Origin of the sequence: Ferrovibrio terrae (assembly GCF_007197755.1) — a bacterium.
Taxonomy (GTDB): domain Bacteria; phylum Pseudomonadota; class Alphaproteobacteria; order Ferrovibrionales; family Ferrovibrionaceae; genus Ferrovibrio; species Ferrovibrio terrae.
Window position 1 is genome coordinate 4,011,985 of sequence record NZ_CP041636.1, and the last position, 20,559, is coordinate 4,032,543.

The window sequence follows — 20,559 nt, forward strand, 5'->3', positions numbered from 1 at the left end:
TCAGAAACGGGCAGCGTCGAGCACGGCCCGGGCAAAAGCCTGCGGCGCTTCCTGCGGCAGGTTATGGCCGATACCGCCGGTGACATGCCGATGCTCGTAGCGACCGGTGAACTTCGCCGCGTAAAGTTTCGGATCGGGATGCGGTGCGCCATTGGCATCGCTTTCCATCGTGATGCTGGGCGCGGCGATCGCCGGCGCCACGGCCAGCCGCTGTTCCAGCGCGTCGTAGCGCGCCTCGCCCTCGGCCAGTCCCAGACGCCAGCGGTAATTGTGCACCACGATGGCGACATGGTCTGGATTGTCGAAGGACTGCGCACTGCGGTCGAAGGTGGCGTCGTCGAACCGCCATTGCGGCGAGGCGAGCTGCCAGATCAGCCGGTTGAAGTCACGGCGGTATTTCTCATAGCCCGCCTGGCCGCGCTCGGTGGTGAAATAGAACTGGTACCACCAGTCGAGTTCGGCCTTCGGCGGCAGCGGCATGCGGTTGGCTGCCGGGCTGCCGATCAGATAGCCGCTGACCGACACCATCGCCTGCACGCGCTCGGGCCAGAGCGCCGCCATGATATTGGCCGTGCGCGCGCCCCAGTCGAAACCCGCCACGACAGCGCGGTCGATGCGCAGCGCGTCCATCAGGGCGATCATGTCGAGCGCCACCGCCGATTGCTGACCATTGCGGACCGTGGCATCGGACAGGAACCGCGTGTCGCCGTAGCCGCGCAGATACGGCACGATGACGCGATGTCCCGCCTGCACCAGCAGCGGCGCCACTTCGACAAAGCTGTGGATGTCGTAAGGCCAGCCGTGCAGCAGCAGGACCGGCGGGCCATCCGCAGGGCCGGCTTCCGCATAGCTCACGCGCAGCAGGCCGGCATCGACCTGTTTCAGCGGCGCGAATCCCGCTGCGCTGCCCTGCCCGGCCACCCCTGCCTGCGTATTGCCCGGCTGTGCCCGGGCTGACACCACGAGGCCAAGTTGCACGGTGGCCATGGCCATCGCAGCGGCGCTCATGAAATGCCGGCGCGAGGGGATGATGCTCTCTATCGACTTCATGTTCGCTCGCTCAGGCCAGGTTCAGGGTGACGTCGATATTGCCGCGCGTGGCGCGCGAATACGGACAGGTCTGGTGCGCTGCTTCGACCAGGCGCCGCGCCGTCTCGGCATCCAGGCCCGGCAGGCTGACCGTCAGCCGCGCGGCCAGGCCGTAATCGCCCGCCGCGCTCTTGCCGAGATCGACCTCGGCATCCACCGCCAGGCCCGCCGGCAGCTTCACGCGCTGCTGCGTGGCGGCAATGCCGATGGCGCCGATGAAGCAGGCCGACCAGCCGGCAGCAAACAACTGCTCGGGATTGGTGCCGGCGCCCTTGCCGCCAGGCTGGGAGAGCTGGAGGTCGAGCCGGCCGTCGTCGCTGCGGGCGGCGCCGTCGCGGCCACCAGTGGTGCGGGTTCTGGCGGTGTAGAGAACAGTCTGAAGCTGGGTCATGGGGGTGTCCTTGGGGGAAGGTTTATTTATCTGTACCGATTAAATCGGATGCGATACATATTGGACAGCCTGCCGCAACGTCAACCCCTTCCGATTTAATCGGATACGATCTATATTGAGATTGCGATCACCTTTTTGTGTCCCGGAGGCCGTCATGAGCGCCCAGATCACCAAAGCCCAGGCCACCAAGGCCCAGTCGCGGCGACTGACCGAGTTCATGTGTTTTTCCATCTATTCGGCCAATCTGGCCTTTGGCCGCGCCTATCAGCCGATCCTGGAAAAGCTCGGCCTCGCCTCCTACACGCAATACATCGCCATCGTGGCACTGTGGGAGGAGGACGGCCAGACCGTCGGCGGGCTGGGCGAGAAGCTGTTCCTGGAATCGAACACGCTGACACCGATGCTCAAGAAACTGGAAGAGATGGGCTATGTCAGGCGCCAGCGCGATCCGCAGGATGAGCGCCAGGTGCGAGTGCATCTGACGCCGCAGGGCCGGCGCCTGCGCGAAAAGGGCATGACCATGAGCCTGGTAAAGGACACCGGGCTGTCGCCGGACGAATTTGCGCAGGTGCAGAAGGCCGTGGCGCGCGTGCGCGACAACCTGCTGAGGGCAACGCGCAAGCCAGAGTAAGCACGGAGTTTTGCCGGAACGGACTGGGCTGGTGCAAGCCGGCCTGAATGCCTAGACTGATGGCGATGTCGGAACTGTTCTCAGATCTGGAAAACACTGAACGGCCGATCCCCACCGGACAGGGCTTCCGGCGCCGGTTGCAGGACCTGTATTTCGGCGAAAGCCATGAGGCCCGCCGCTTCCGCTACAGCCTGGTGTTTTTCGATATCACCACGATCGCGCTGTTTGTGCTGGTCGCCAGCGTACAGGACCAGTGGTGGATACTGCCGCTCGACTTCGCGCTGGGCGTCCTGCTCACGCTTGAACTGGCGCTGCGGCTCTATGCCGAACCGAACCGCCGCCGCCAACTGCTCAGCCTCGCCACGATGGCCGATCTGGCAGTGATTGCGTCGCTGTTCCTGCCGGTGCTGCTGGAGAATCTTGCCTTCCTGCGGGTCTTCCGCGCGCTGCGTCTGCTGCGATCCTACTATCTGCTGAAAGACCTGCGTGCCAGCTCGCTGTGGTTCCGCCTGCATGAAGATGTCATTCTTCGCAGTCTGAACCTTCTGATCTTCATCTTCATCGTGACCTCCTTCGTTTATGTCAGCCAGCACAACATCAATGCCACCATCACCACCTATGTTGATGCGCTGTATTTCACCATCACGACACTGACCACCACCGGCTTCGGCGACATCACCCTGGTCGGGCCGGGCGGGCGGCTATTGTCGGTGCTGATCATGATGGTCGGCGTCGGCCTGTTCCTGCGGCTGCTGCAGGCCATTTTCCGGCCCAACAAGGTGCGCTTCGAATGCCCCGACTGCGCGCTGCGCATTCACGACATCGATGCCGTGCATTGCAAACATTGCGGCCGCGTTCTGCCGATCCCGACTGACGGCGCAGTCTGATCTCCGGCGGAACCGCGCGGGCGGCGCGGTGTTTATCCTGCGGCATCACTGCAGGAGACGCGACCATGGCTGATCTGATCCCCGCTGCCGACCTGGCCAGGCTGGCCAAGACGCCCTTCCCCGGCGAAAGCACCGACTATCGTGCGGCGCGGCAGGCTTTGCTGGCCGAGGAAATCGAATTCCGCCGTCATGCCACCCGGCTGGTCGAGCAGCGCCGCGCCCTGCCGCCCGGCCCGGTGATCGAAAAGAATTACCGCTTCAGGGACGAGAACGGTTTCGAGGTCGGGCTGGCCGACCTGTTCGGCGACAAGGATACGCTGGTCACCTATTTCTGGATGTACGGGCCGGAACGCGACCGCCCCTGCCCGATGTGCACCAACCTGCTCGGTTCGGTCAACGGCAATGCGATGGACATCAAGCAGCGCGTGGCGCTGAAGATTCTCGGCCGCAGCACAGTAGAGCGCCAGTTTCTGTTCGCGCAGGAACGCGGCTGGCGCGATCTCGATTTCATCCAGACCGTTGGCGACGACTATGCCAGCGATCTCGGCCTGCTGCAGAAGGACGGCGAGTATCCCGCGCTGACCGTCTATCGCCGCGACGACAGCGGCAAGGTGCGGCTGTTTTGGGCCAGCGAGATGACCAAGGCGATGGCCGATCCCGGCCAGGACCCGCGCGATTCACCCGATCTCGGCGTGCTGTGGTCGGTGCTCGACCTCACGCCGGGCGGGCGCGGCACCGACTGGTATCCCAAACTGCGGTATTAAGGCGCTGCAGTATCAGGGCAGTTGCGGATTTTCGGGCTCGGGGACCGCCGCGATCACTTCCACCTCGATCAGCAGGTCGGGATTCACCAGCGCGGTGACGCCGACCAGCGTGCTGGCCGGAAACGGCCCGTCGCCGAAACGCTTCGCCCGCGCCGCGCGCACCGGCGGCAGCAGCTCGGGCGTCAGGCCCACCACATAGGTGACCTGCTTGAACACATGCGAGAAGTTCAGCCCGACCGCGGCGAGCGCGATTTCGAGGTTTCTGTAGACCTGCTCGGCCTGCGCGCCGATATCGCCCTTGCCGACCACATTGCCGTTCGAATCCAGCGCCACCTGGCCGGAGATATGCACATGCTGGTTGGCCGTCACCACCGTGACATGCGTATAGCCGGTCGGCTTGGACAGGCCGTCGGGGTTGTGATGGGTGATGGGCATGGGTTTTCCTCCGCTCAGGCCTTGTAGCTGATCTTCACCTTGTCGGCCGCCGCCCTGGCCGCCTTGCGCGCCGCATCGGTGTCACCGTTTTTGGCCAGCGCCAGCGCCACGCCCATGCGACGATAGGGCCGCGTGGTTGGCTTGTTGAAAATGCGCAGGTCGATATCGATGCCGGCAGGCGCAGAGCCCAGCGCATCGGCCAGGCCGTCCACGCTGAAATCGGTGCTGTCGCGGTCCGCCAGGATCACCGCCGAGGCGGCCGGGCCATGTTGGGTGATGCTCGGGATCGGCAAACCGAGAATGGCGCGGGCATGCAGATCGAATTCGGTCAGGTTCTGCGAGATCAGCGTCACCATGCCGGTGTCATGCGGGCGCGGCGATAGTTCGGAGAAGATCACTTCGTCGTTCCTGACGAAGAATTCGACGCCGAACAGGCCATAGCCGCCGAGATTGTCGACCACCGCCTTGGCCTGGCGCTGCGACTCTGCCACGGCCTTGTCCGACATCGGCGTCGGCTGCCAGCTTTCCTGATAGTCCCCGCGTTCCTGCCGGTGGCCGATCGGCGGGCAGAAGATCACGCCCTGGCGCGTCCGGATGGTGAGCAGGGTGATCTCGTAGTCGAAATCGATGAAGGCCTCGACGATCACGCGCTTGCGGTCGCCGCGCATGCCGGCCACGGCATAGTCCCAGGCCTTGTCGACATCACCCTCGGCCTTCACCGTGCTCTGGCCCTTGCCCGACGATGACATCACCGGCTTGACCACGCAGGGAATGCCGACCTTGGCCACGGCATCGCGCATCTCCTCCAGGCTTTCGGCATAGAGGAATTTCGAGGTCGGCAGGCCGAGCTCGTTGGCGGCGACATCGCGGATGCGGTCGCGGTTCATGGTCATCTGCGTGGCGCGCGCGGACGGCACGACATTCTGGCCGCGGTCTTCGTAGTCCTTCAGCACCTCGGTGCGGATGGCCTCCACTTCGGGCACGATGAAATCGGGCTTGTGCTTGTCGATGGCAGCGCCGAGCGCTGCGCCATCCAGCATCGAGAAGACCTCGAACTCGTCAGCCACCTGCATGGCGGGCGCGCCGGCATAGGCATCGCAGGCCACCACATGGGCGCCGAGACGCTTGGCCGAAATCACGAATTCGCGGCCGAGTTCGCCCGAGCCGAGGAGGAGGATTTTCTTGATGGCGGCCATGGCCCGTATCCCTGCTTGCGTTACCTGCGGGCGGCCGAGTCGAGAGGCGCGCTCCGGGCAGGCTTATAGCAGTCCGGGCGGCAAAATTGCAGGGCCGGCGCGGGTTCTGTCCCGGCCGGCCCTGTTGATAACTGGCCCTGTCGACAATTGGCGGTCAGGCCGCGACGGGCACCGCCTGCGGTCGCCGCAGCGGCCTGAAAGTGAGCGCGATCAGCACCGCGCCCAGCCCCATGGCCCAGGCCCCGACATAGAGCCAGCGGTAGCTGTCGAAGATGTCGAAGATCAGCCCGCCGACCAGCGGCCCGGTCGACATGCCGAGGCTGCCGGCCATGGCGATGCCGCCGATCACGGTGCCCATCATATGCAGCGGGAAATTCTCGCGCGCGATCACCGAATAGAGCGGCATCACGCCGGCGTAGATGAAACCGAACAAAGCCGCCACCGCATAGAAGCTGCTGAGGTCGCGCGCCAGCAGGAAGCCGAGTGCCCCGAAGGCCTGCACCAGCAGGCCGAGCACCAGCACGCGCCGGGCGCCGAAGCGGTCGCCCATGATGCCGAAGCCGATGCGGCCGGCCAGGCCCGCGAGCCCTTCAACGCTGTAGATCGACACGGCGAGCAGCAGCGGAATGCCGCAGGTGACGGCATAGCTGACGGTATGGAAGATCGGGCCGGCGTGAGTCGCGCAGCAGAAGAAGTTGGTGACCAGCAGAATGAGGAAGGCCGGCGAGCGCAGCACCTGGCCTAAGGTCAACCCGGGCGTGAGATCGCTTTCCGCCGCGGCGGTCCCCTCTTCTGCCGCTGCAGCCTGCTCCAGCGCGGGCGGGCGGCGCACCAGCAGCCCGGCCGGCAGCATCAGCACGGCCGCGAGTACGGCGATGATCAGCATGGATGTACGCCAGTCGTAATTGGTCACCAGCCAGCCGGCCAGCGGCGACATGGTCATCGGCGCGACGCCCATGCCGGCCGAGACCAGCGAGACGGCCAGGCTGCGATGCGTATCGAACCAGCCGGTGACGGCCGCCATCATCGGCGCGAAGATCGCCGCCGTGCCGCCGCCCACCAGAAGCCCGAACACGATCTGGAACATCAGCAGCGACGTGGCCTGGCTGGCCAGCGCGAGGCCGACGGTGAGGATGACGGTCCCTGAAAGCACGACCACACGCGGGCCGTAACGGTCCGACAGGTTGCCCCAGGCCATGCTGCCCAGCGCCATGGCCAGGAAGGCGATGGTCATGGCGGTGGAAATGCCGGCGACCGACCAGCCGGTGGCCTGCGAGACCGGTTGCAGGAAGACCGGCAGCGAGAACATGCCACCGATGGCAACGCAGCTGAGCAGGCCGCCTGCCGCCACGATCACCCACCTATATTGTGAACTGGGATACTGAAGATTGGTCATCCCTTGTCTCCGTCCGGCATTGGATCGGCACTGATGTAAAGACGTGCCGGCATCGCTGGGTCCGACATCACCGCAGAAATTATTGCGCGGGCGGCATTGTGTCGAATTTCACCAGCGCCGGATCGAGCAGGTCCCAGCCATGGCCACGGCTGGCATAGGTGACGGCCTGCGGCTGAAACCGCTCCGGTTCGTCCAGGCTGGCGGCATGGATGGTGATCACGTCGGGCATCGCCGGATAGGTCTGGAAGACCGGCGCGCCGCAGGTGGGGCAGAAGCTGCGCGTCTTCACCTTGCCGCTGTCGGCGGTCATATCCCAGCTCGTCGCCTGGCCGCTCAGCTGCACATCCTTGCGGCCGACGAAACTTAAGTAAGAGCCATGGCCGGTGCCGCTCTTGTGCTGGCACTGGCGGCACTGGCAGTGATTGGAAAACACCGGCTCGGACGCGATCTCGTAGCGGATCGCGCCGCAGGCGCATCCACCAGTATAGGCTTTGGTCATCGTCGGTCTCCTTCAGACGCAGGTCTCCGGGCCGCTGGAGGCCAGCGGCGGAACAGTTCAGATCGGGTGGGTTTAACTCAGGCTTGCTCGCCGGCCACGGTGCTGAGGGTTTCGACACATTTGACCCAGCCCTTGCCCATATTGGTGTAGGCCGTGTCGTTCTTCGGCAGCACGAAGCCGGAATGCTCCATGCGCAGCCGCGTGCCGGTCTGCACGCGTTTCAGCGTGAAGGTGACCACCGTATCGAGTTTCGAGCCGTAGCCGACATTGGCCTCGTCGCCGCCGCGCCAGGCGAAGGCGAAACGCTCCAGCGGCGCGACTTCCAGCACCTCGCAGCGGATGGTGCCGTCCCAGGCGCCGGCCGGCGTGGTCTGGAAGGTGAAACGGTTGCCGACCTCCGGCGCGAAGCCGTTCGGCTTCATCATCCAGCGCCCCATCAGGTCGCCATTGGTGATGGCGCGCCACAGCACCTCGGCGCGATGCGGGAAGACTTCGTCGATCACGATGGAGGTCGTGTCGGCCAGGTGAGCGGATTGGGCGGCAAGGTTGTTCATGAGCTGGTATCCTCGGGGTCGATGTCCTTGAGCACGGCGCGCAGTTTGTCGAAATTGTCGCGCCAGAAGATGCTGTAATGCTTCATCCAGTCGGCCAGCGGCTCCAGCCCGTCGGGCTGCGCGCGGTAATAAACCTTGCGGCCCTCCGGCCGTTCGATCACCAGGCCGGCCTGCTTCAGCGATTTGAGATGCTGCGAGATCGCGCCCTGGGTGACCCCGCTGCCACGGGTCAGTTCCGCGACGGTGATTTCCTCGGCGCCGGCCACGCGCTCGAACACCGCCCGGCGGGTGGGATCGGCAAGGGCGCGCATGACGACGGAAACGGGTGTGGCTTCGATCATGGAGTTACATTAGCCATCACTTATTGATTAGTCAATACTAATTTATTCATTTATTTTCCAACCCTGTCGGAACAGCCACCCCGCCCGCGTCCTTGGATGACAAACCCCCGCAAAGGAAGGAAAACACCATGAAGGTTTCGCAATGTCTCTGGTTCGAGAAGGGCATGGATGAGGCGCTGCGTCTCTACACTTCGCTGATCCCCGGGTCGTCGCTCGACTGGGGCTCGGCGCTGCCGGCTGAATCGCCGAGCGGCCCGCCCGACAGCGTGAAGATCGCCGGCTTCACGCTCGGCGACCAGCGCTACATGGCCTTCCAGGCCGCCGGACGGCCGGGCGCCTTCAATCACTGCGTCTCGATCATGATCGAATGCGAGACCCAGGCCGAGATCGACAAGCTGTGGGAGGCGCTGGGCGAAGGCGGCCAGTATGAACAATGCGGCTGGCTGCGCGACCGCTGGGGCCTCGCCTGGCAGATCAATGCGAAGCGGCTCGGCGAGCTGCAGAAAGGCCCGGACCGCGCGGCGGCCAAGCGCGTGACCGAAGCCATGCTGAAGATGGTGAAGATCGATATCGCCGCGCTGGAGGCGGCCGCCAGGGGCTAGTCTTTCTGGATAGCATTTATTGCGCAGGCGGGGTGTCATACCCGCCTGCGCAAGATGACTATGGCGTGTTGCCGCGCAGCTTCATATGCGTGACCGTTACGCCGCCTTCTGCAAGCTCCGGCAGACGAGCGAACCAGGCCTGCACATGCGGCGTCGCATTATGCGCCTGGAAATCCGCCTCCGTGGCAAAGATTTCATAGAAGACGAAATGTCCAGGCGCGGCGCGATCCTCGTGCAGGAAGTACACGATGTTGTTCGGCTCGTTCCGGACCGCCGTCACAAGCGGCAAGGTCGCCGCCCGCAAATCGTCTTCCCTGCCCGCCTTCGCCCGCACTTCTGCGACGACTGCATAGGCGCCAGCGGGAATCCCGGCATAACGGACTGCTGTTTCGCCGGCAAATGCCGGCACGGAGACGGCAAGCGCCATCGCGGCAGCATATTTAACGGATGCTTTCGACATTGTTTTTCTCCTCGCTTCAGATTTTCCGACGTGCGTCGCGCGCCTGGTCGAACACCCGCTTGACCGGGCCCAGGGCCTGGACGAATTCGAGCTGCTCGCCCTCGGGACCTTTGCAGTAGATCAGCCTCCAGCCATTCGACTGGCCTTCGGTGATCCCGTTGCTGTTGGCCTCGATCGGCGTTGCCAGGCGTTCCGTCTCGCTGCCGACCGTGACCACGCGATTGGCCCTCACCTGCGTCATGCCGCGCCGTGCCGACTCCGCTTCAAGGTCGGCGATGAAGCGGTTGAAATCGACATCGTCGCGGAGATGGAAGCAGATGTGCATCATGCGCGGGAAGGCCGGGCTCATATGATCGAGCGGTTCGGCAAAGGCGTTGCCGCTGCCGGCCGGCTGATCCGCATCGCGATACTGCAGCAACTCGATCACCACATTGTCGAACTGGATGAAGCGCACATCCAGGCGCTGCGCACCGCCGCGCAGATCGGGAATGCCGATCGTCTGCGGATTGACGCGGCGAGCCCGGGCCTCGATGTCCTGGTCGGTCAGCAGCGTGTTGTGGATGCGCTCACCATAGAAATCGCCGTCGCGCATCACCTCTGTGCCGCCCAGCACCTCGGTGTAGAAGGCATAGGCACGGTCCATGTTCTGCACCGTGAGGCCGAAATGCTGCACGCCCTGCAGGCGGGTACCCAGCGGGCCGCTGTCTCCGCCGCCCCGGGGCCCATCCCGGCGTGCCGTCTGGGCCTCGGCTGGCAGGGCAACAATGCCCAGTCCGCCGATGAGCGCGGCCGCGCCGGTTCCCTGAAGCACCCTGCGCCGGTCAACGGGGGTTTCGTAATCATATTGGTTGGTCATCTGTCGTTCCTTTGCTGTGAGTGAAATCAGCATCATCTCTGATGTGATGACCTATCACATACAATGGATTGACCATGAGGCAAGTGAAATGTTATGACCTATCACATGAAAAAACCGACAACCAAAAGCAAACGTGACGCCTATCACCACGGGGACCTGCGCCGCACCCTGTTGCAAGCGGCGCGCAGCGAAATCGCCGCGCATGGCGCGCAAAGCCTGTCGCTGGCCTCCCTGGCGCGTCGGGCCGGCGTGGCGCAATCGGCGCCATACCGTCATTTTGCGGATCGCGACGAGCTTCTGACCGCCGTCGCCATTGCGGGATTCGAGGCTTTCACTGAAACACTGCGGATCGCCTCGGAGGCCGGCTCCAGAGCCGGCGCCATCAAGCGTATCTGCGCGGCCTATCTCGGCTTCGGCGCCGAGAATATTCAGCTTTACCGCCTGATGTTCGCATCCAGCCTTGTCGCCAGCGCCACCGAGGACAGCGAATTGCGCAAGGCGGCCTGGGCAAGCTTCGACCCGCTGCTGGAACGCGTGGTCGAGGGCGGCAAGTCGAAACAGGCGCGCCTCACCGCCTATGCCATCTGGGCCCAGTTGCACGGCTTCGTCACCCTGCAGGCCGACGGGCTGCTCACCGAGCCGCCGGAGGAACTGCTCAAGGGCCTGATGCTTTAGCCGGCGCTGACCTTGGCCCTGCCGCTGTCCCTGACCACATCGAGGAAGGCGCGGAGCGCCGGCGGCACGGCGCGGTGGCCGGGATAATAGACTGCCAGCGTCTCCGCCGCCGGCATCCAGCCGGCCAGCACCTGGCGCAGCTGCTTCGTCTTGAGTGCGGCGGTCGCGGCGGCATCCGCGACATAGGCGATGCCCAGCCCCTGCACGGCCGCTTCCGCCATCAGCCGGTCGTCGTCGAGGATGAGCGCACCGGGCGGATCGAGCGCCAGTGTTTGCTTGCCGCGTTCGAAGTCCCAGCGATACAGCCTGCCGCCCGGCAGGCGATGCCGGATGCAGCGATGGCGCATCAGGTCATCGGGCGTTTTCGGTGCGCCGGCACGCTTGAGATACTCCGGCGCGGCGACGCAGACGAAACCGACCGGCTTGCCGAAGCGCACGGCAATCATGTCGCGCGGGATGGTGTCGCCCAGCCGCAGCCCGGCATCGAACCCGCCGGCGACGATATCGACCAGCCGGCCTTCCGCTACCAGATCCACCGTGACATCGGGAAAGCGTTCGGCCATGCGCGGCAGCACATCACGGATCAGCATGGCGATACCCAGCGGCGGCGCGTTGAGGCGCACGGTGCCGGCAACTTTTGCGCTGCCGCGAAACGCCGCGACGCTGTCCAGCGCATCGTCCAGCGAGGCCAGCGCGGTCTGCAGGCTGGCCAGCAGCCGGACGCCGGCCTCGGTGGGCGAGACGCTGCGCGTGGTGCGGTTCAGCAGCCGCACGCCCAGCCGCTCTTCCAGCGCGCGCATGGCATGGCTGAGCGTGGACGGCGCGGTGCCGAGCTCATCGGCGGCGCGACGGAAGCTGCGATGGGTGGCGACCGCCACGAAGGCGGACAGGTCGTTGAAGGATGGCCGGCTCATTACTGGGGATTTTGCATCACCCCATGCGGATTTCAACGTCTAATCCCAGCAATCCCTCGTTGTTATATCAGGCCTGTACTCACACAGGAGCCTGCCATGATCAAACGCGACGCCGTTTTCCCCGCCAACCGCCACGCGCTGTATGACGCGCATCAGTATTCGCCGGCGGTCCGCTCCGGCGACCTGCTCTTTATCTCGGGCCAGGTCGGCAGCCGCGCCGACGGCTCGCCCGAGCCGGACTTCGCGAAACAGGTGAAGCTCGCCTTTGACAACCTGAAGGCCGTGCTGGCGGCGGCCGGCGCCAGCTTCGACGACGTGATCGACGTCATCAGCTTCCACACCGATCCGGAAACGCAGTTCGAAACCGTGATGGCGGTGCGCGCGGGAGAAATCGGCGACGCGCCCTGGCCGACCTGGACGGCGGTGGGCGTGACCTGGCTGGCCGGCTTCGACTTCGAGCTCAAGGTGGTGGCGCGGGTGCCAGCGAAGGCGTGATTTCACAATCGCCCGAGGACCCAACCGGGCCCTCGGGTGTTACGAACATCATGCATCATGCAAGACGGAGGGATGCCGATGAAGGTTCGCAAATTCACCCAAAGCGATGCGTCGTTCGAACGATCGCCGGGACAGGATGCCGGCATCTATGCTGGCAACGTGATCGACCAGCGCCATGGCGGGCCGATCACCATCGGATATGGCCGCTACGACCCCAACCAGAGCCTGACCGCGGCAATCGCCGTTTATGATGTGATGGTCGTTCTGGAGGGGCGGCTGTCGGTCGAGGCGGATGGGAACACGCTCACTGCCGGTCCGGGCGAGATCGTCCATATGCCCAAAGGCACATCAGTCACCATCCGCTCACATGAAGAGGGCGCAGTGACGGCCTATGTCACCTATCCGCACTGGCAGGAGGCGGGCGACTGACCCTCAGCCCGGGTGCAGCCCCGGCGCTTCCTGGCCGGTCCGTTCCACATATTCGGTATAGCCGCCGGTGAACTGGTGCACGCCCTCGGGCGTCAGTTCCAGCACGCGGTTCGACAGCGCCGCCAGGAAATGGCGGTCATGCGACACGAACAGCATGGTGCCCTCGAAATCCGCCAGCGCGGCCACCAGCATCTCTTTCGTGGCCATGTCGAGATGGTTGGTCGGCTCATCCAGCACCAGGAAGTTCGGCGGGTCGAACAGCATCAGGGCCATGACCAGACGCGCCTTCTCGCCGCCCGAGAGCACGCGGCAGGTCTTCTCGATGTCGTCGCCGGAAAAGCCGAAACAGCCGGCCAGCGTGCGCAGGGCCGGCTGTCCGGCCTGCGGGAAGGCCTTGTCGAGCGTTTCGAAAATCGTGTCGTCGCCGTCCAGCAGGTCCATCGAATGCTGGGCGAAATAGCCCATCTTCACGCTGCTGCCGAGCGAGACGCTGCCCTGGTCGGGTTTGGCATCGCCGGCGATCAGCTTCAGCAAGGTGGATTTGCCGGCGCCATTGGCGCCCAGGATGCACCAGCGCTCCTTGCGGCGCACCTGAAAATCCAGCCCGGTATAGATCGCGTGGCTGCCATAGCTCTTGTGCACGTCGCGGAAGTTCGCCACGTCTTCGCCCGAGCGCGGCGGGCTGCGAAATTCAAACTGCACCGCCTGGCGCCGCCGCGGCGGCTCGACGCGTTCGATCTTGTCCAGCTTCTTCACCCGGCTCTGCACCTGGGCGGCATGCGAGGCGCGCGCCTTGAAGCGCTCGATGAACTTGATCTCCTTGGCCAGCATGGCCTGCTGGCGCTCGAACTGCGCCTGGCGATGCTTTTCGTTCAGCGCGCGCTGCTGGTCGTAGAAATCATAGTTGCCCGAGTAAGTGGTGAGCGAGCCGCCGTCGATCTCCACGATCTTGCCGACGATGCGGTTCATGAACTCGCGGTCATGCGAGGTCATCAGCAGCGCGCCGTCATAATCCTTGAGGAAGGCTTCCAGCCAGATCAGGCTTTCGAGATCGAGATGGTTGCTCGGCTCGTCGAGCAGCATGCCATCGGGCCGCATCAGCAGGATGCGCGCCAGCGCGACGCGCATCTTCCAGCCGCCCGACAGCAGGCCCACATCGCCGTCCATGCGTTCCTGGCTGAAGCTCAGGCCCGCCAGCACCTCGCGCGCCCTGGCCTCCAGCGCATAGCCGTCCAGCTCCTGGAAGCGGCCCTGCACCTCGCCATAGCGCTCGATGATGGCGTCCATCTCGTCGGCTTGCTCGGGGTCGACCATCGCGGCTTCGAGCTGCGCCATCTCGGCGGCCAGCGCGCTGACCGGCCCGACGCCATCCATCACGGCGGCGACAGCAGACTGGCCCGACATCTCGCCGACATCCTGGTTGAAATAGCCGATCGTCATGCCGGTATCGATCGCCACCTGGCCATCGTCGGGCTTTTCCTCGCCGACGATCATGCGGAACAGGGTCGACTTGCCGGCGCCATTCGGCCCGACCAGCCCCGCCTTCTCCCCCTTCTGGAGGCCCATCGACGCATCGATGAACAGGATCTGGTGGCCGTGCTGCTTGCTGACGTTATCGAGGCGAATCATGAGGTCCGTGCAAAACGAAAAATCTGAAAACCACTCACACCCTGGCGTGGGTTAGTCCCACTCGCCCATTATTCCCACTCGATGGTGCCCGGCGGCTTGGAGGTGATGTCGTAGGTCACGCGGTTGATGCCGCGCACCTCGTTGATGATGCGGGTGGCGACGCGGCCGAGGAAGTCATGCGGGAACGGGTAGTAATCCGCCGTCATGCCGTCGGTCGAGGTCACCGCGCGCAAGGCGCAGGCCTGGTCATAGGTGCGGCCATCGCCCATCACGCCCACGGTGCGCACCGGCAGCAGCACGGCAAAGGCCTGCCAGATCTGGTCATAGAGGCCCGAGCGCCTGATCTCGTCGAGATAGACCGCATCCACCTCGCGCAGCAGGTCGAGCTTGTCCCTGGTGATATCACCCGGAATGCGGATCGCCAGGCCCGGGCCGGGGAACGGATGCCGGCCGACGAGGCTTTCCGGCAGGCCGAGTTCGCGGCCGAGCATGCGGACTTCGTCCTTGAACAGCTCGCGCAGCGGCTCCACCAGCTTCATGTTCATGCGCGCCGGCAGGCCGCCCACATTGTGGTGCGACTTGATCGTCACGCTCGGGCCGCCGGAGAAGCTGATGCTCTCGATCACGTCGGGGTAGAGCGTGCCCTGCGCCAGGAATTCGGCGCCGCCGATCTTTTTCGCTTCGGCCTCGAACACGTCGATGAACAAGCCGCCGATGATCTTGCGCTTGGTCTCCGGGTCGCTGACGCCGGCCAGCTTGCCGAGGAACAGGTCAGAAGCGTCATTGTGAATGAGAGGGATGTTGTAATGGTCGCGGAACAGCCGCACGACCTCTTCGCCCTCGCCCTTGCGCAGCAGGCCGTGGTCGACGAAGACGCAGGTGAGCTGGTCGCCGATGGCTTCATGGATCAGCACGGCAGCGACCGAAGAATCCACGCCGCCGGAGAGACCGCAGATCACGCGGCCCTTGCCGACCTGTTCGCGGATCTTGGCGATGGCCTCGTTGCGGAAGCCCTTCATGGTCCATTCGCCCGAACAGCCCGCCACCTTGCGCACGAAATTGCGCAGCAGCTTGGCGCCGTCCAGCGTGTGCATCACTTCGGGGTGGAACTGCACGGCGTAGATCTTGCGCACGTCGTCGGCGATGGCGGCGAACGGCGAGCCGTCGCTGACGCCGACGGCGCGGAAGCCGGTCGGGATTTCGGTGATCTTGTCGCCATGGCTCATCCAGACCTGGTGCTTCTCGCCCTTGGCCCAGACGCCGTCGAACAGATCGCAGTCGTCCTTGATCTCGAGGAAGGCGCGGCCGAATTCGCGGTGGTGCCCGGTTTCGACCGCGCCGCCGAGCTGCATGCAGATGGTCTGTTCGCCGTAGCAGATGCCGAAGATCGGCAGGCCAAGCTTGAAGACACCGTCAGGCGCGCGTGGCGAGAATTCTTCCGTGGTCGAGGCCGGGCCGCCGGAGAAGATGATGCCCTTCAGCGTGCCGTGATCGTTGACGAGGTCAAGGCACTTGTCCGCCTTCTGGAAGGGCACGATCTCGCAATACACGCCGGACTCGCGCACGCGGCGCGCGATCAGCTGGGTCACCTGCGATCCGAAATCGATAATAAGAATGCGCTCCGCCATCGGCGTTCCCGAACTCCTGTGTCGTGTAAGATTAGCTGGGTTTGGCGGCCTTGAAGGCCGCGATCTTGGTTTTCAGTTCCGTCAGTTCGGCGCAGCCGAAGGTGCAGATGCTGTCGAGGCGCCTGAGGTGTTCCTCGGCCTTCGCGACATTGTTCACCTTGAGATAGGCCTCGCCGATATATTCATGCGCGCCCTTGTGGCGCGGATCGATGCCGAGCGCCTTCTCATAGGCCGCGAAGGCCTTGGGGTAGTCACCCTGGTTGCGCAGCGCATAGCCGAGCCAGTTGAAGGCATCGGCATTCTTCTCGTCCTTCGCCACCACCCTGGAGAACAGGTCGACCGCCCTGGGCCAGTCCTTGGCGTCGATGGCTTTCTTGCCCTCGGCGAAATCGGGATCGGCCGCCTTGGGCGCGCCGGCAGCGGGATCGCTGCTGCCCATCGCGGCGACAGGCTGCGGCGCGGCAAGCGCGAACGCGGCCAGCAGGGCGAAAACGACGACGGAAATCCGGGAAAATTTAGGCAGATCAATCATGACGGGACCCCTTGGAAAAGACTCCGTGGACGCCCGCCAGTATACGCCAGCCGATCGCTGCCGGGCCACCCACAGGACTGGGCGCCGCGGCAGGGACGGCCCGATTCAGCTCGGTTTGGCAGCCTTGTAGGCGGCGATCTTGCCCTTCAGCTCGGTGTATTCCGCGCAGCCGAAGGTGCAGAGGCTGTCGAGCCGTTTCAGATGCTCTTCCGCCTTTTGCAGGTTGTTCACCTTCAGATAGGCCTCGCCGATATATTCGTGCGCGCCGCGATGCCGCGGATCGATCGTCAGTGCTTTTTCGTAGGCCGCAAACGACTGGGGATAGTCGCCCTGATTGCGCCAGGCATAGCCGAGCCAGTTGAAGGCATCGGCGTTCTTGTCGTCCTTGGCCACCACCTGCTGGAACAGCGGAATGGCGCGCGCCCAGTCCTTGGCGTCGATGGCTTTTTTGCCCTCGGTGAAATTCGGATCGGCCGGCTTGGCCACCGGTGCCGGATCGGAGCCGCCGGCGGCCCAGGCCGGCATCATGACGGGCGATGCCATCATCAGGACGGCGATCATGGAAAGGACGAGACGCGACATGGACATGCTCCTCAGGTTGCCGTCCGGTCATGCCTGCCCTCTCTGGAAAGCAGCGGCGAAGAAACCATCGGTGCCATGCCGATACGGCGTCAGCACGAGGCGATTGCCCGACCGGATACGCTGATCGGTTACACCCGCCGGCCAGGCTTCGGCCAGTGGCAGCGCCGTAAACTCGGCGTGATGCGCCAGGAACCAGTCAGCCTGCTCGCCATTCTCGGCCGGCAGGATCGAACAGGTCGCATACACAAGTCGTCCGCCCGGCCGCACCAGTTTCGCGCCATCGCTCAGGAGCCCACGCTGACGGCGCAGGACCTCGTCCAGACTGGCGGGATCGTAACGCCAGCGCGCTTCCGGATTGCGTCGCCAGGTGCCGCTGCCCGAACAGGGCACATCAAGCAGCACACGATCGGCGTTGCCTTCCAGCTCGCGCAGCAGGTCCGGCATTGCATCGGCATCGCGGATCACGATGTTGCGAGCATGCGCGCGTTCAAGTCTTGGTGAGAGACGCGCCAGCCGGCGCGGATCGTTGTCGCAGGCATGCAGCACGCCCTGATTGCGCATGGCGGCCGCCAGCAACAGCGTCTTGCCGCCGGCCCCGGCGCAGAGATCGACCACGGTTTCATCGGGTTTGGCATCCACGAGAAGGCCGGCGAGCTGGGCGGCTTCATCCTGCGGTTCGATCAGGCCGTCGCGATACAGCGAATTCATGTCGAGCCGTACGCGCTCGGGCAGGCGAATGCCCAACGGCGACATCGGCGTGAAGGCCGCCGCGATGCCATCTGCGCGCAGCTGCTCCAGCACCATCTCGCGGTTCCCCTGCAGGGTGTTCACCCGCAGATCGAGCGGTGCACGGCCGTTCAGCGCGGCCAGCTCCATCTCGGTGTCGGCGCCGAAGGTCGCCTGCACCATCTCGGCCACTTCGGGCGGCAGGTTGGCGCGGGCCCAGAGCGGCGCGTCTTCATCGCTCGGCAGTTTGGAGAGCGCTGCGATTTCGGTCTCGTCCAGCGCCGGCGGTGCATAGGTGCCGTTGCCGCAGAGATCGCGCCAGACATGCAGCGGCGTGGCCGCATCGGCCAGCACCAGCAGGCGTGGCGTCAGTTCCGCGCCCGTGGCGGCCACGCGCCAGCGCCGCATGCCCTGCTCGCGCAACACGGCATAAACCATTTCCGCCACCGCGCGACGGTCCTTGGCGCCGGCAAAACGGCTGCGCCGCTGCCATTCGGTGACCACACGGTCGGCGGCAGCGGCGCGCTGTAAAATCTCGGCGATGATCTCGATGCTGGCGGCGAGCCGCGCCGCAGGGGTCATGGGAGCCTCAGCCCTCCTGCCGATAGTTCGGCGCTTCGCGGGTGATCGCCACGTCATGCACATGGCTTTCGCGCAGGCCCGCCGAGGTGATGCGCAGGAAGCGGCAGTTGGTGCGCATCTGCTCCAGGTTGGCATTGCCGGTATAGCCCATGGCGGCGCGCAGGCCGCCGACCAGCTGGTGCAGGATGGTGCCGACCGGGCCCTTGTAGGCGACGCGACCTTCGATGCCTTCCGGCACCAGCTTCAGCTTGTCGCCGACTTCCTGCTGGAAGTAGCGGTCGGCCGAGCCGCGGCCCATGGCGCCGAGCGAGCCCATGCCGCGATAGGATTTGTACGAACGGCCCTGGTAGAGGAAGACCTCGCCGGGCGCTTCATCGGTGCCGGCCAGCAGCGAGCCGATCATGCAGGCGCTGGCGCCGGCGGCAATCGCCTTGGCCAGATCGCCCGAGAACTTGATGCCGCCATCGGCGATCACCGGCACACCGGCCTTGTTGGCGACGGCAACGGAGTCAGCGACTGCCGTCAGCTGCGGCACACCGACACCGGCGACGATGCGCGTGGTGCAGATCGAGCCCGGGCCGATACCGACCTTCACGGCATCCACACCGGCATCGATCAGTGCCTTGGTGCCTTCGGCGGTGGCGACATTGCCGCCGATCACCTGCGTGAGATTCGAGCGCTTCTTGATGGCGGTGATGGTCTCCAGCACGCGGCTGGAATGGCCATGCGCGGTATCGACGATCACGATATCGACGCCGGCGGCGATCAGCGCCTGGGCGCGTTCCAGGCCATCGGCGCCGGTCGAGACGGCAGCGGCGCAGCGCAGGCGGCCCTGCTCGTCCTTGCTGGCATTCGGATGCAGGCGGGCCTTTTCGATGTCTTTCACCGTGATCAGGCCAACGCAGCGATAGGCTTCGTCCACCACCAGCAGCTTCTCGATGCGATGCTGGTGCAGCAGCTTCTTGGCTTCGGCGCTGGAGACGCCTTCGCGCACAGTGATCAGGCGGTCCTTGGTCATCAGTTCATGCACCGGCTGCTGCATGTTGCTGGCGAAGCGCACGTCGCGGTTGGTCAGGATGCCGACCAGCTTGCCGCCCTGCCCTTCGGTGACCGGAATGCCATGGATGCCGTAACGCTCCATCAGCGCCAGCGCATCGGCCAGCGTGGCATTCGGCTCGATGGTCAGCGGGTTCACCACCATGCCGGATTCGAACTTCTTCACCGCGATGACTTCGCGGGCCTGTTCCTCGATGGTCATGTTCTTGTGCAGCACGCCGATCGCGCCAGCCTGCGCCATGGCAATGGCCATCTTGGCTTCGGTCACAGTGTCCATCGCCGCCGAGATCAGCGGGATGCCAAGCTCGATGCTGCGCGTGATGCGCGTGCGGGTCTCGACTTCGGTCGGCAGCACGCTGGACGCGGCCGGCTCAAGCAGCACGTCATCGAATGTATAGGCTTCACGGAACTGCATCGGGTGGCTCCTTACGGGGTCTTGTTCTGGGGTGTGTTGGCTTCGGCGGCGGCCTCGGCGGCAAAGTCACCGCCGGATCGCTTCTCGGTCATCAGATAGGGGTAGTGTTTCAGCATCGCCTCACGCCATTCAGCGAAGGGCATCTCGGCAAAGCTGCCGCGGTCGGCGACATATTCCATATGGCGGCGGTTATCGGCATCGAAGGGATGGAACACGGAATCAGTTTCGCCATCGAACTCGAGCGGCAGCACGCGGAATTTCTCGCAGAGCGCCAGATTGAAGGCCGGCGTCGCCTTCACCCACTTGCCCTCGATATAGAGCTCGGTGAAGCCATGGAAATAGAAAATATCGGTGCCCATCTGGGCGCGCAGGCGTTCGGTCGCCAGATGGTTTTTCACATCGGCCAGGCCGATGCGAGCCGGAATGCCCTCGGCGCGCGCCACGGCGGCGAGCAGGATCGCCTTGTTGACGCAAAAGCCCTTTCCGCGCGCGATCACGTCCGAGGCACGCAGGCCGTCCTGGCTGACTTCAACGCTGTAGGGGTCGTAGAGGAAGCGATCTCGGATCGCGTAGTAGAGCCTGATTGCCTTGGCTTTGGTGTCCGTCTCATCCCCCGCAGCTTCGCGCGCCAGGGCGCGCACGGCCGCATGATCGCTGTCGATGAAGGGGGTGGCGGCAAGGTATGCCGGATCCACCGCGGGCTCGGAATGCTCCGGCGCGGTCATTGGCAAGGCGGCTCCTGACTGGGAGTGGTGTCTTGCCGCGGAGGATATAGACCGTCTTTCCGGGTCGGTC

Annotated in this window: 25 protein-coding genes; 7 read left to right on the top strand and 18 right to left on the bottom strand. The window is 64.8% G+C overall.

Features of this window, described 5'->3' with window-relative positions; genetic code table 11:
• Nucleotides 1-1,050 carry an alpha/beta fold hydrolase gene (locus FNB15_RS19625; RefSeq protein WP_144258346.1) on the bottom strand — a complete coding sequence of 350 codons (1,050 nt, stop codon included), beginning with the start codon at nt 1,048-1,050 and terminating at the stop codon, nt 1-3.
• 10 nt (nt 1,051-1,060) lie between these two features.
• A complete protein-coding gene (locus FNB15_RS19630; RefSeq protein WP_144258347.1) occupies nt 1,061-1,480 on the bottom strand; it encodes an organic hydroperoxide resistance protein in 420 nt (139 codons plus the stop codon).
• A gap of 154 nt (nt 1,481-1,634) precedes the next feature.
• On the opposite strand from FNB15_RS19630, the gene FNB15_RS19635 reads away from it, so the two are divergent.
• The 3 genes from FNB15_RS19635 (at nt 1,635) to FNB15_RS19645 (ending at nt 3,762) form a co-directional block, all read left to right on the top strand.
• A complete protein-coding gene (locus FNB15_RS19635) occupies nt 1,635-2,111 on the top strand; it encodes a MarR family winged helix-turn-helix transcriptional regulator (protein WP_144258348.1) in 477 nt (158 codons plus the stop codon).
• Between the two features lie 47 nt (nt 2,112-2,158).
• Nucleotides 2,159-2,998, top strand: coding sequence for a potassium channel family protein (locus tag FNB15_RS19640; RefSeq protein ID WP_221932687.1), 840 nt, complete (start codon nt 2,159-2,161; stop codon nt 2,996-2,998).
• A gap of 65 nt (nt 2,999-3,063) precedes the next feature.
• Nucleotides 3,064-3,762, top strand: a complete 699-nt coding sequence (locus FNB15_RS19645; RefSeq protein ID WP_144258349.1) for a DUF899 family protein — start codon at nt 3,064-3,066, stop codon at nt 3,760-3,762.
• A 12-nt stretch (nt 3,763-3,774) separates the two neighbouring features.
• Here FNB15_RS19645 and FNB15_RS19650 read toward each other — a convergent pair whose 3' ends face one another.
• From FNB15_RS19650 to FNB15_RS19675, 6 genes are all read right to left on the bottom strand, one after another.
• A complete protein-coding gene (locus tag FNB15_RS19650; protein ID WP_144258350.1) occupies nt 3,775-4,197 on the bottom strand; it encodes a RidA family protein in 423 nt (140 codons plus the stop codon).
• A gap of 14 nt (nt 4,198-4,211) precedes the next feature.
• Entirely contained in the window at nt 4,212-5,393 is a 1,182-nt protein-coding gene (gene purT / locus FNB15_RS19655; RefSeq protein WP_144258351.1) for a formate-dependent phosphoribosylglycinamide formyltransferase, read from the bottom strand.
• Between the two features lie 154 nt (nt 5,394-5,547).
• Nucleotides 5,548-6,789 carry an MFS transporter gene (locus tag FNB15_RS19660; protein WP_144258352.1) on the bottom strand — a complete coding sequence of 414 codons (1,242 nt, stop codon included), beginning with the start codon at nt 6,787-6,789 and terminating at the stop codon, nt 5,548-5,550.
• 79 nt (nt 6,790-6,868) lie between these two features.
• On the bottom strand, nt 6,869-7,288 hold the full coding sequence (locus FNB15_RS19665; protein ID WP_144258353.1) for a GFA family protein: 420 nt from the start codon (nt 7,286-7,288) through the stop codon (nt 6,869-6,871).
• Nucleotides 7,289-7,365: 77 nt separating this feature from the next.
• Nucleotides 7,366-7,842: an SRPBCC family protein gene (locus tag FNB15_RS19670; protein ID WP_144258354.1), complete on the bottom strand. Its 477-nt coding sequence runs from the start codon at nt 7,840-7,842 to the stop codon at nt 7,366-7,368.
• Nucleotides 7,839-8,183 carry an ArsR/SmtB family transcription factor gene (locus tag FNB15_RS19675; protein ID WP_144258355.1) on the bottom strand — a complete coding sequence of 115 codons (345 nt, stop codon included), beginning with the start codon at nt 8,181-8,183 and terminating at the stop codon, nt 7,839-7,841. Before FNB15_RS19675 ends, FNB15_RS19670 begins: the two co-directional genes overlap by 4 nt.
• A gap of 128 nt (nt 8,184-8,311) precedes the next feature.
• Between FNB15_RS19675 and FNB15_RS19680 the strand changes: the two genes are divergently transcribed.
• Nucleotides 8,312-8,785 (top strand): VOC family protein, encoded by a 474-nt coding sequence (locus tag FNB15_RS19680; protein WP_144258356.1) that lies wholly within the window; start codon nt 8,312-8,314, stop codon nt 8,783-8,785.
• Between the two features lie 58 nt (nt 8,786-8,843).
• Here the strand turns inward: FNB15_RS19680 and FNB15_RS19685 are convergent, their stop codons facing one another.
• The gene (locus FNB15_RS19685; RefSeq protein ID WP_144258357.1) at nt 8,844-9,245 is read right to left on the bottom strand and encodes a putative quinol monooxygenase; all 402 of its coding nucleotides are present in this window, start codon (nt 9,243-9,245) and stop codon (nt 8,844-8,846) included.
• A gap of 16 nt (nt 9,246-9,261) precedes the next feature.
• Complete coding sequence (locus FNB15_RS19690; RefSeq protein ID WP_144258358.1) at nt 9,262-10,101, bottom strand: VOC family protein; 840 nt, start codon at nt 10,099-10,101, stop codon at nt 9,262-9,264.
• A 105-nt stretch (nt 10,102-10,206) separates the two neighbouring features.
• On the opposite strand from FNB15_RS19690, the gene FNB15_RS19695 reads away from it, so the two are divergent.
• A complete protein-coding gene (locus tag FNB15_RS19695) occupies nt 10,207-10,776 on the top strand; it encodes a TetR/AcrR family transcriptional regulator (RefSeq protein WP_221932688.1) in 570 nt (189 codons plus the stop codon).
• Here FNB15_RS19695 and FNB15_RS19700 read toward each other — a convergent pair.
• Nucleotides 10,773-11,690 carry a LysR family transcriptional regulator gene (locus FNB15_RS19700; protein WP_144258360.1) on the bottom strand — a complete coding sequence of 306 codons (918 nt, stop codon included), beginning with the start codon at nt 11,688-11,690 and terminating at the stop codon, nt 10,773-10,775. The genes FNB15_RS19695 and FNB15_RS19700 overlap by 4 nt on opposite strands.
• A gap of 96 nt (nt 11,691-11,786) precedes the next feature.
• Here FNB15_RS19700 and FNB15_RS19705 point away from each other — a divergent pair, with 96 nt between their 5' ends.
• Together FNB15_RS19705 and FNB15_RS19710 are read left to right on the top strand one after the other, a co-directional pair.
• Nucleotides 11,787-12,185, top strand: a complete 399-nt coding sequence (locus tag FNB15_RS19705; RefSeq protein WP_144258361.1) for a RidA family protein — start codon at nt 11,787-11,789, stop codon at nt 12,183-12,185.
• Between the two features lie 78 nt (nt 12,186-12,263).
• A complete protein-coding gene (locus FNB15_RS19710; protein ID WP_144258362.1) occupies nt 12,264-12,614 on the top strand; it encodes an AraC family ligand binding domain-containing protein in 351 nt (116 codons plus the stop codon).
• 3 nt (nt 12,615-12,617) lie between these two features.
• Here FNB15_RS19710 and FNB15_RS19715 read toward each other — a convergent pair whose 3' ends face one another.
• The 7 genes from FNB15_RS19715 to FNB15_RS19745 all read right to left on the bottom strand — a co-directional run bounded on the left by FNB15_RS19715 (nt 12,618) and on the right by FNB15_RS19745 (nt 20,489).
• Nucleotides 12,618-14,243, bottom strand: a complete 1,626-nt coding sequence (locus tag FNB15_RS19715) for an ABC-F family ATP-binding cassette domain-containing protein (RefSeq protein ID WP_144258363.1) — start codon at nt 14,241-14,243, stop codon at nt 12,618-12,620.
• 68 nt (nt 14,244-14,311) lie between these two features.
• Nucleotides 14,312-15,871: a glutamine-hydrolyzing GMP synthase gene (guaA, locus tag FNB15_RS19720; RefSeq protein WP_144258364.1), complete on the bottom strand. Its 1,560-nt coding sequence runs from the start codon at nt 15,869-15,871 to the stop codon at nt 14,312-14,314.
• A gap of 31 nt (nt 15,872-15,902) precedes the next feature.
• A complete protein-coding gene (locus FNB15_RS19725; RefSeq protein ID WP_144258365.1) occupies nt 15,903-16,403 on the bottom strand; it encodes a tetratricopeptide repeat protein in 501 nt (166 codons plus the stop codon).
• Nucleotides 16,404-16,508: 105 nt separating this feature from the next.
• The gene (locus tag FNB15_RS19730; RefSeq protein ID WP_185973631.1) at nt 16,509-16,985 is read right to left on the bottom strand and encodes a tetratricopeptide repeat protein; all 477 of its coding nucleotides are present in this window, start codon (nt 16,983-16,985) and stop codon (nt 16,509-16,511) included.
• 27 nt (nt 16,986-17,012) lie between these two features.
• Nucleotides 17,013-18,293 carry an RsmB/NOP family class I SAM-dependent RNA methyltransferase gene (locus tag FNB15_RS19735; RefSeq protein ID WP_185973632.1) on the bottom strand — a complete coding sequence of 427 codons (1,281 nt, stop codon included), beginning with the start codon at nt 18,291-18,293 and terminating at the stop codon, nt 17,013-17,015.
• Nucleotides 18,294-18,300: 7 nt separating this feature from the next.
• A complete protein-coding gene (gene guaB, locus FNB15_RS19740) occupies nt 18,301-19,764 on the bottom strand; it encodes an IMP dehydrogenase (RefSeq protein ID WP_144258368.1) in 1,464 nt (487 codons plus the stop codon).
• A gap of 11 nt (nt 19,765-19,775) precedes the next feature.
• Complete coding sequence (locus FNB15_RS19745) at nt 19,776-20,489, bottom strand: transglutaminase-like domain-containing protein (RefSeq protein WP_144258369.1); 714 nt, start codon at nt 20,487-20,489, stop codon at nt 19,776-19,778.
• Between the last annotated feature and the right edge of the window lie 70 nt (nt 20,490-20,559).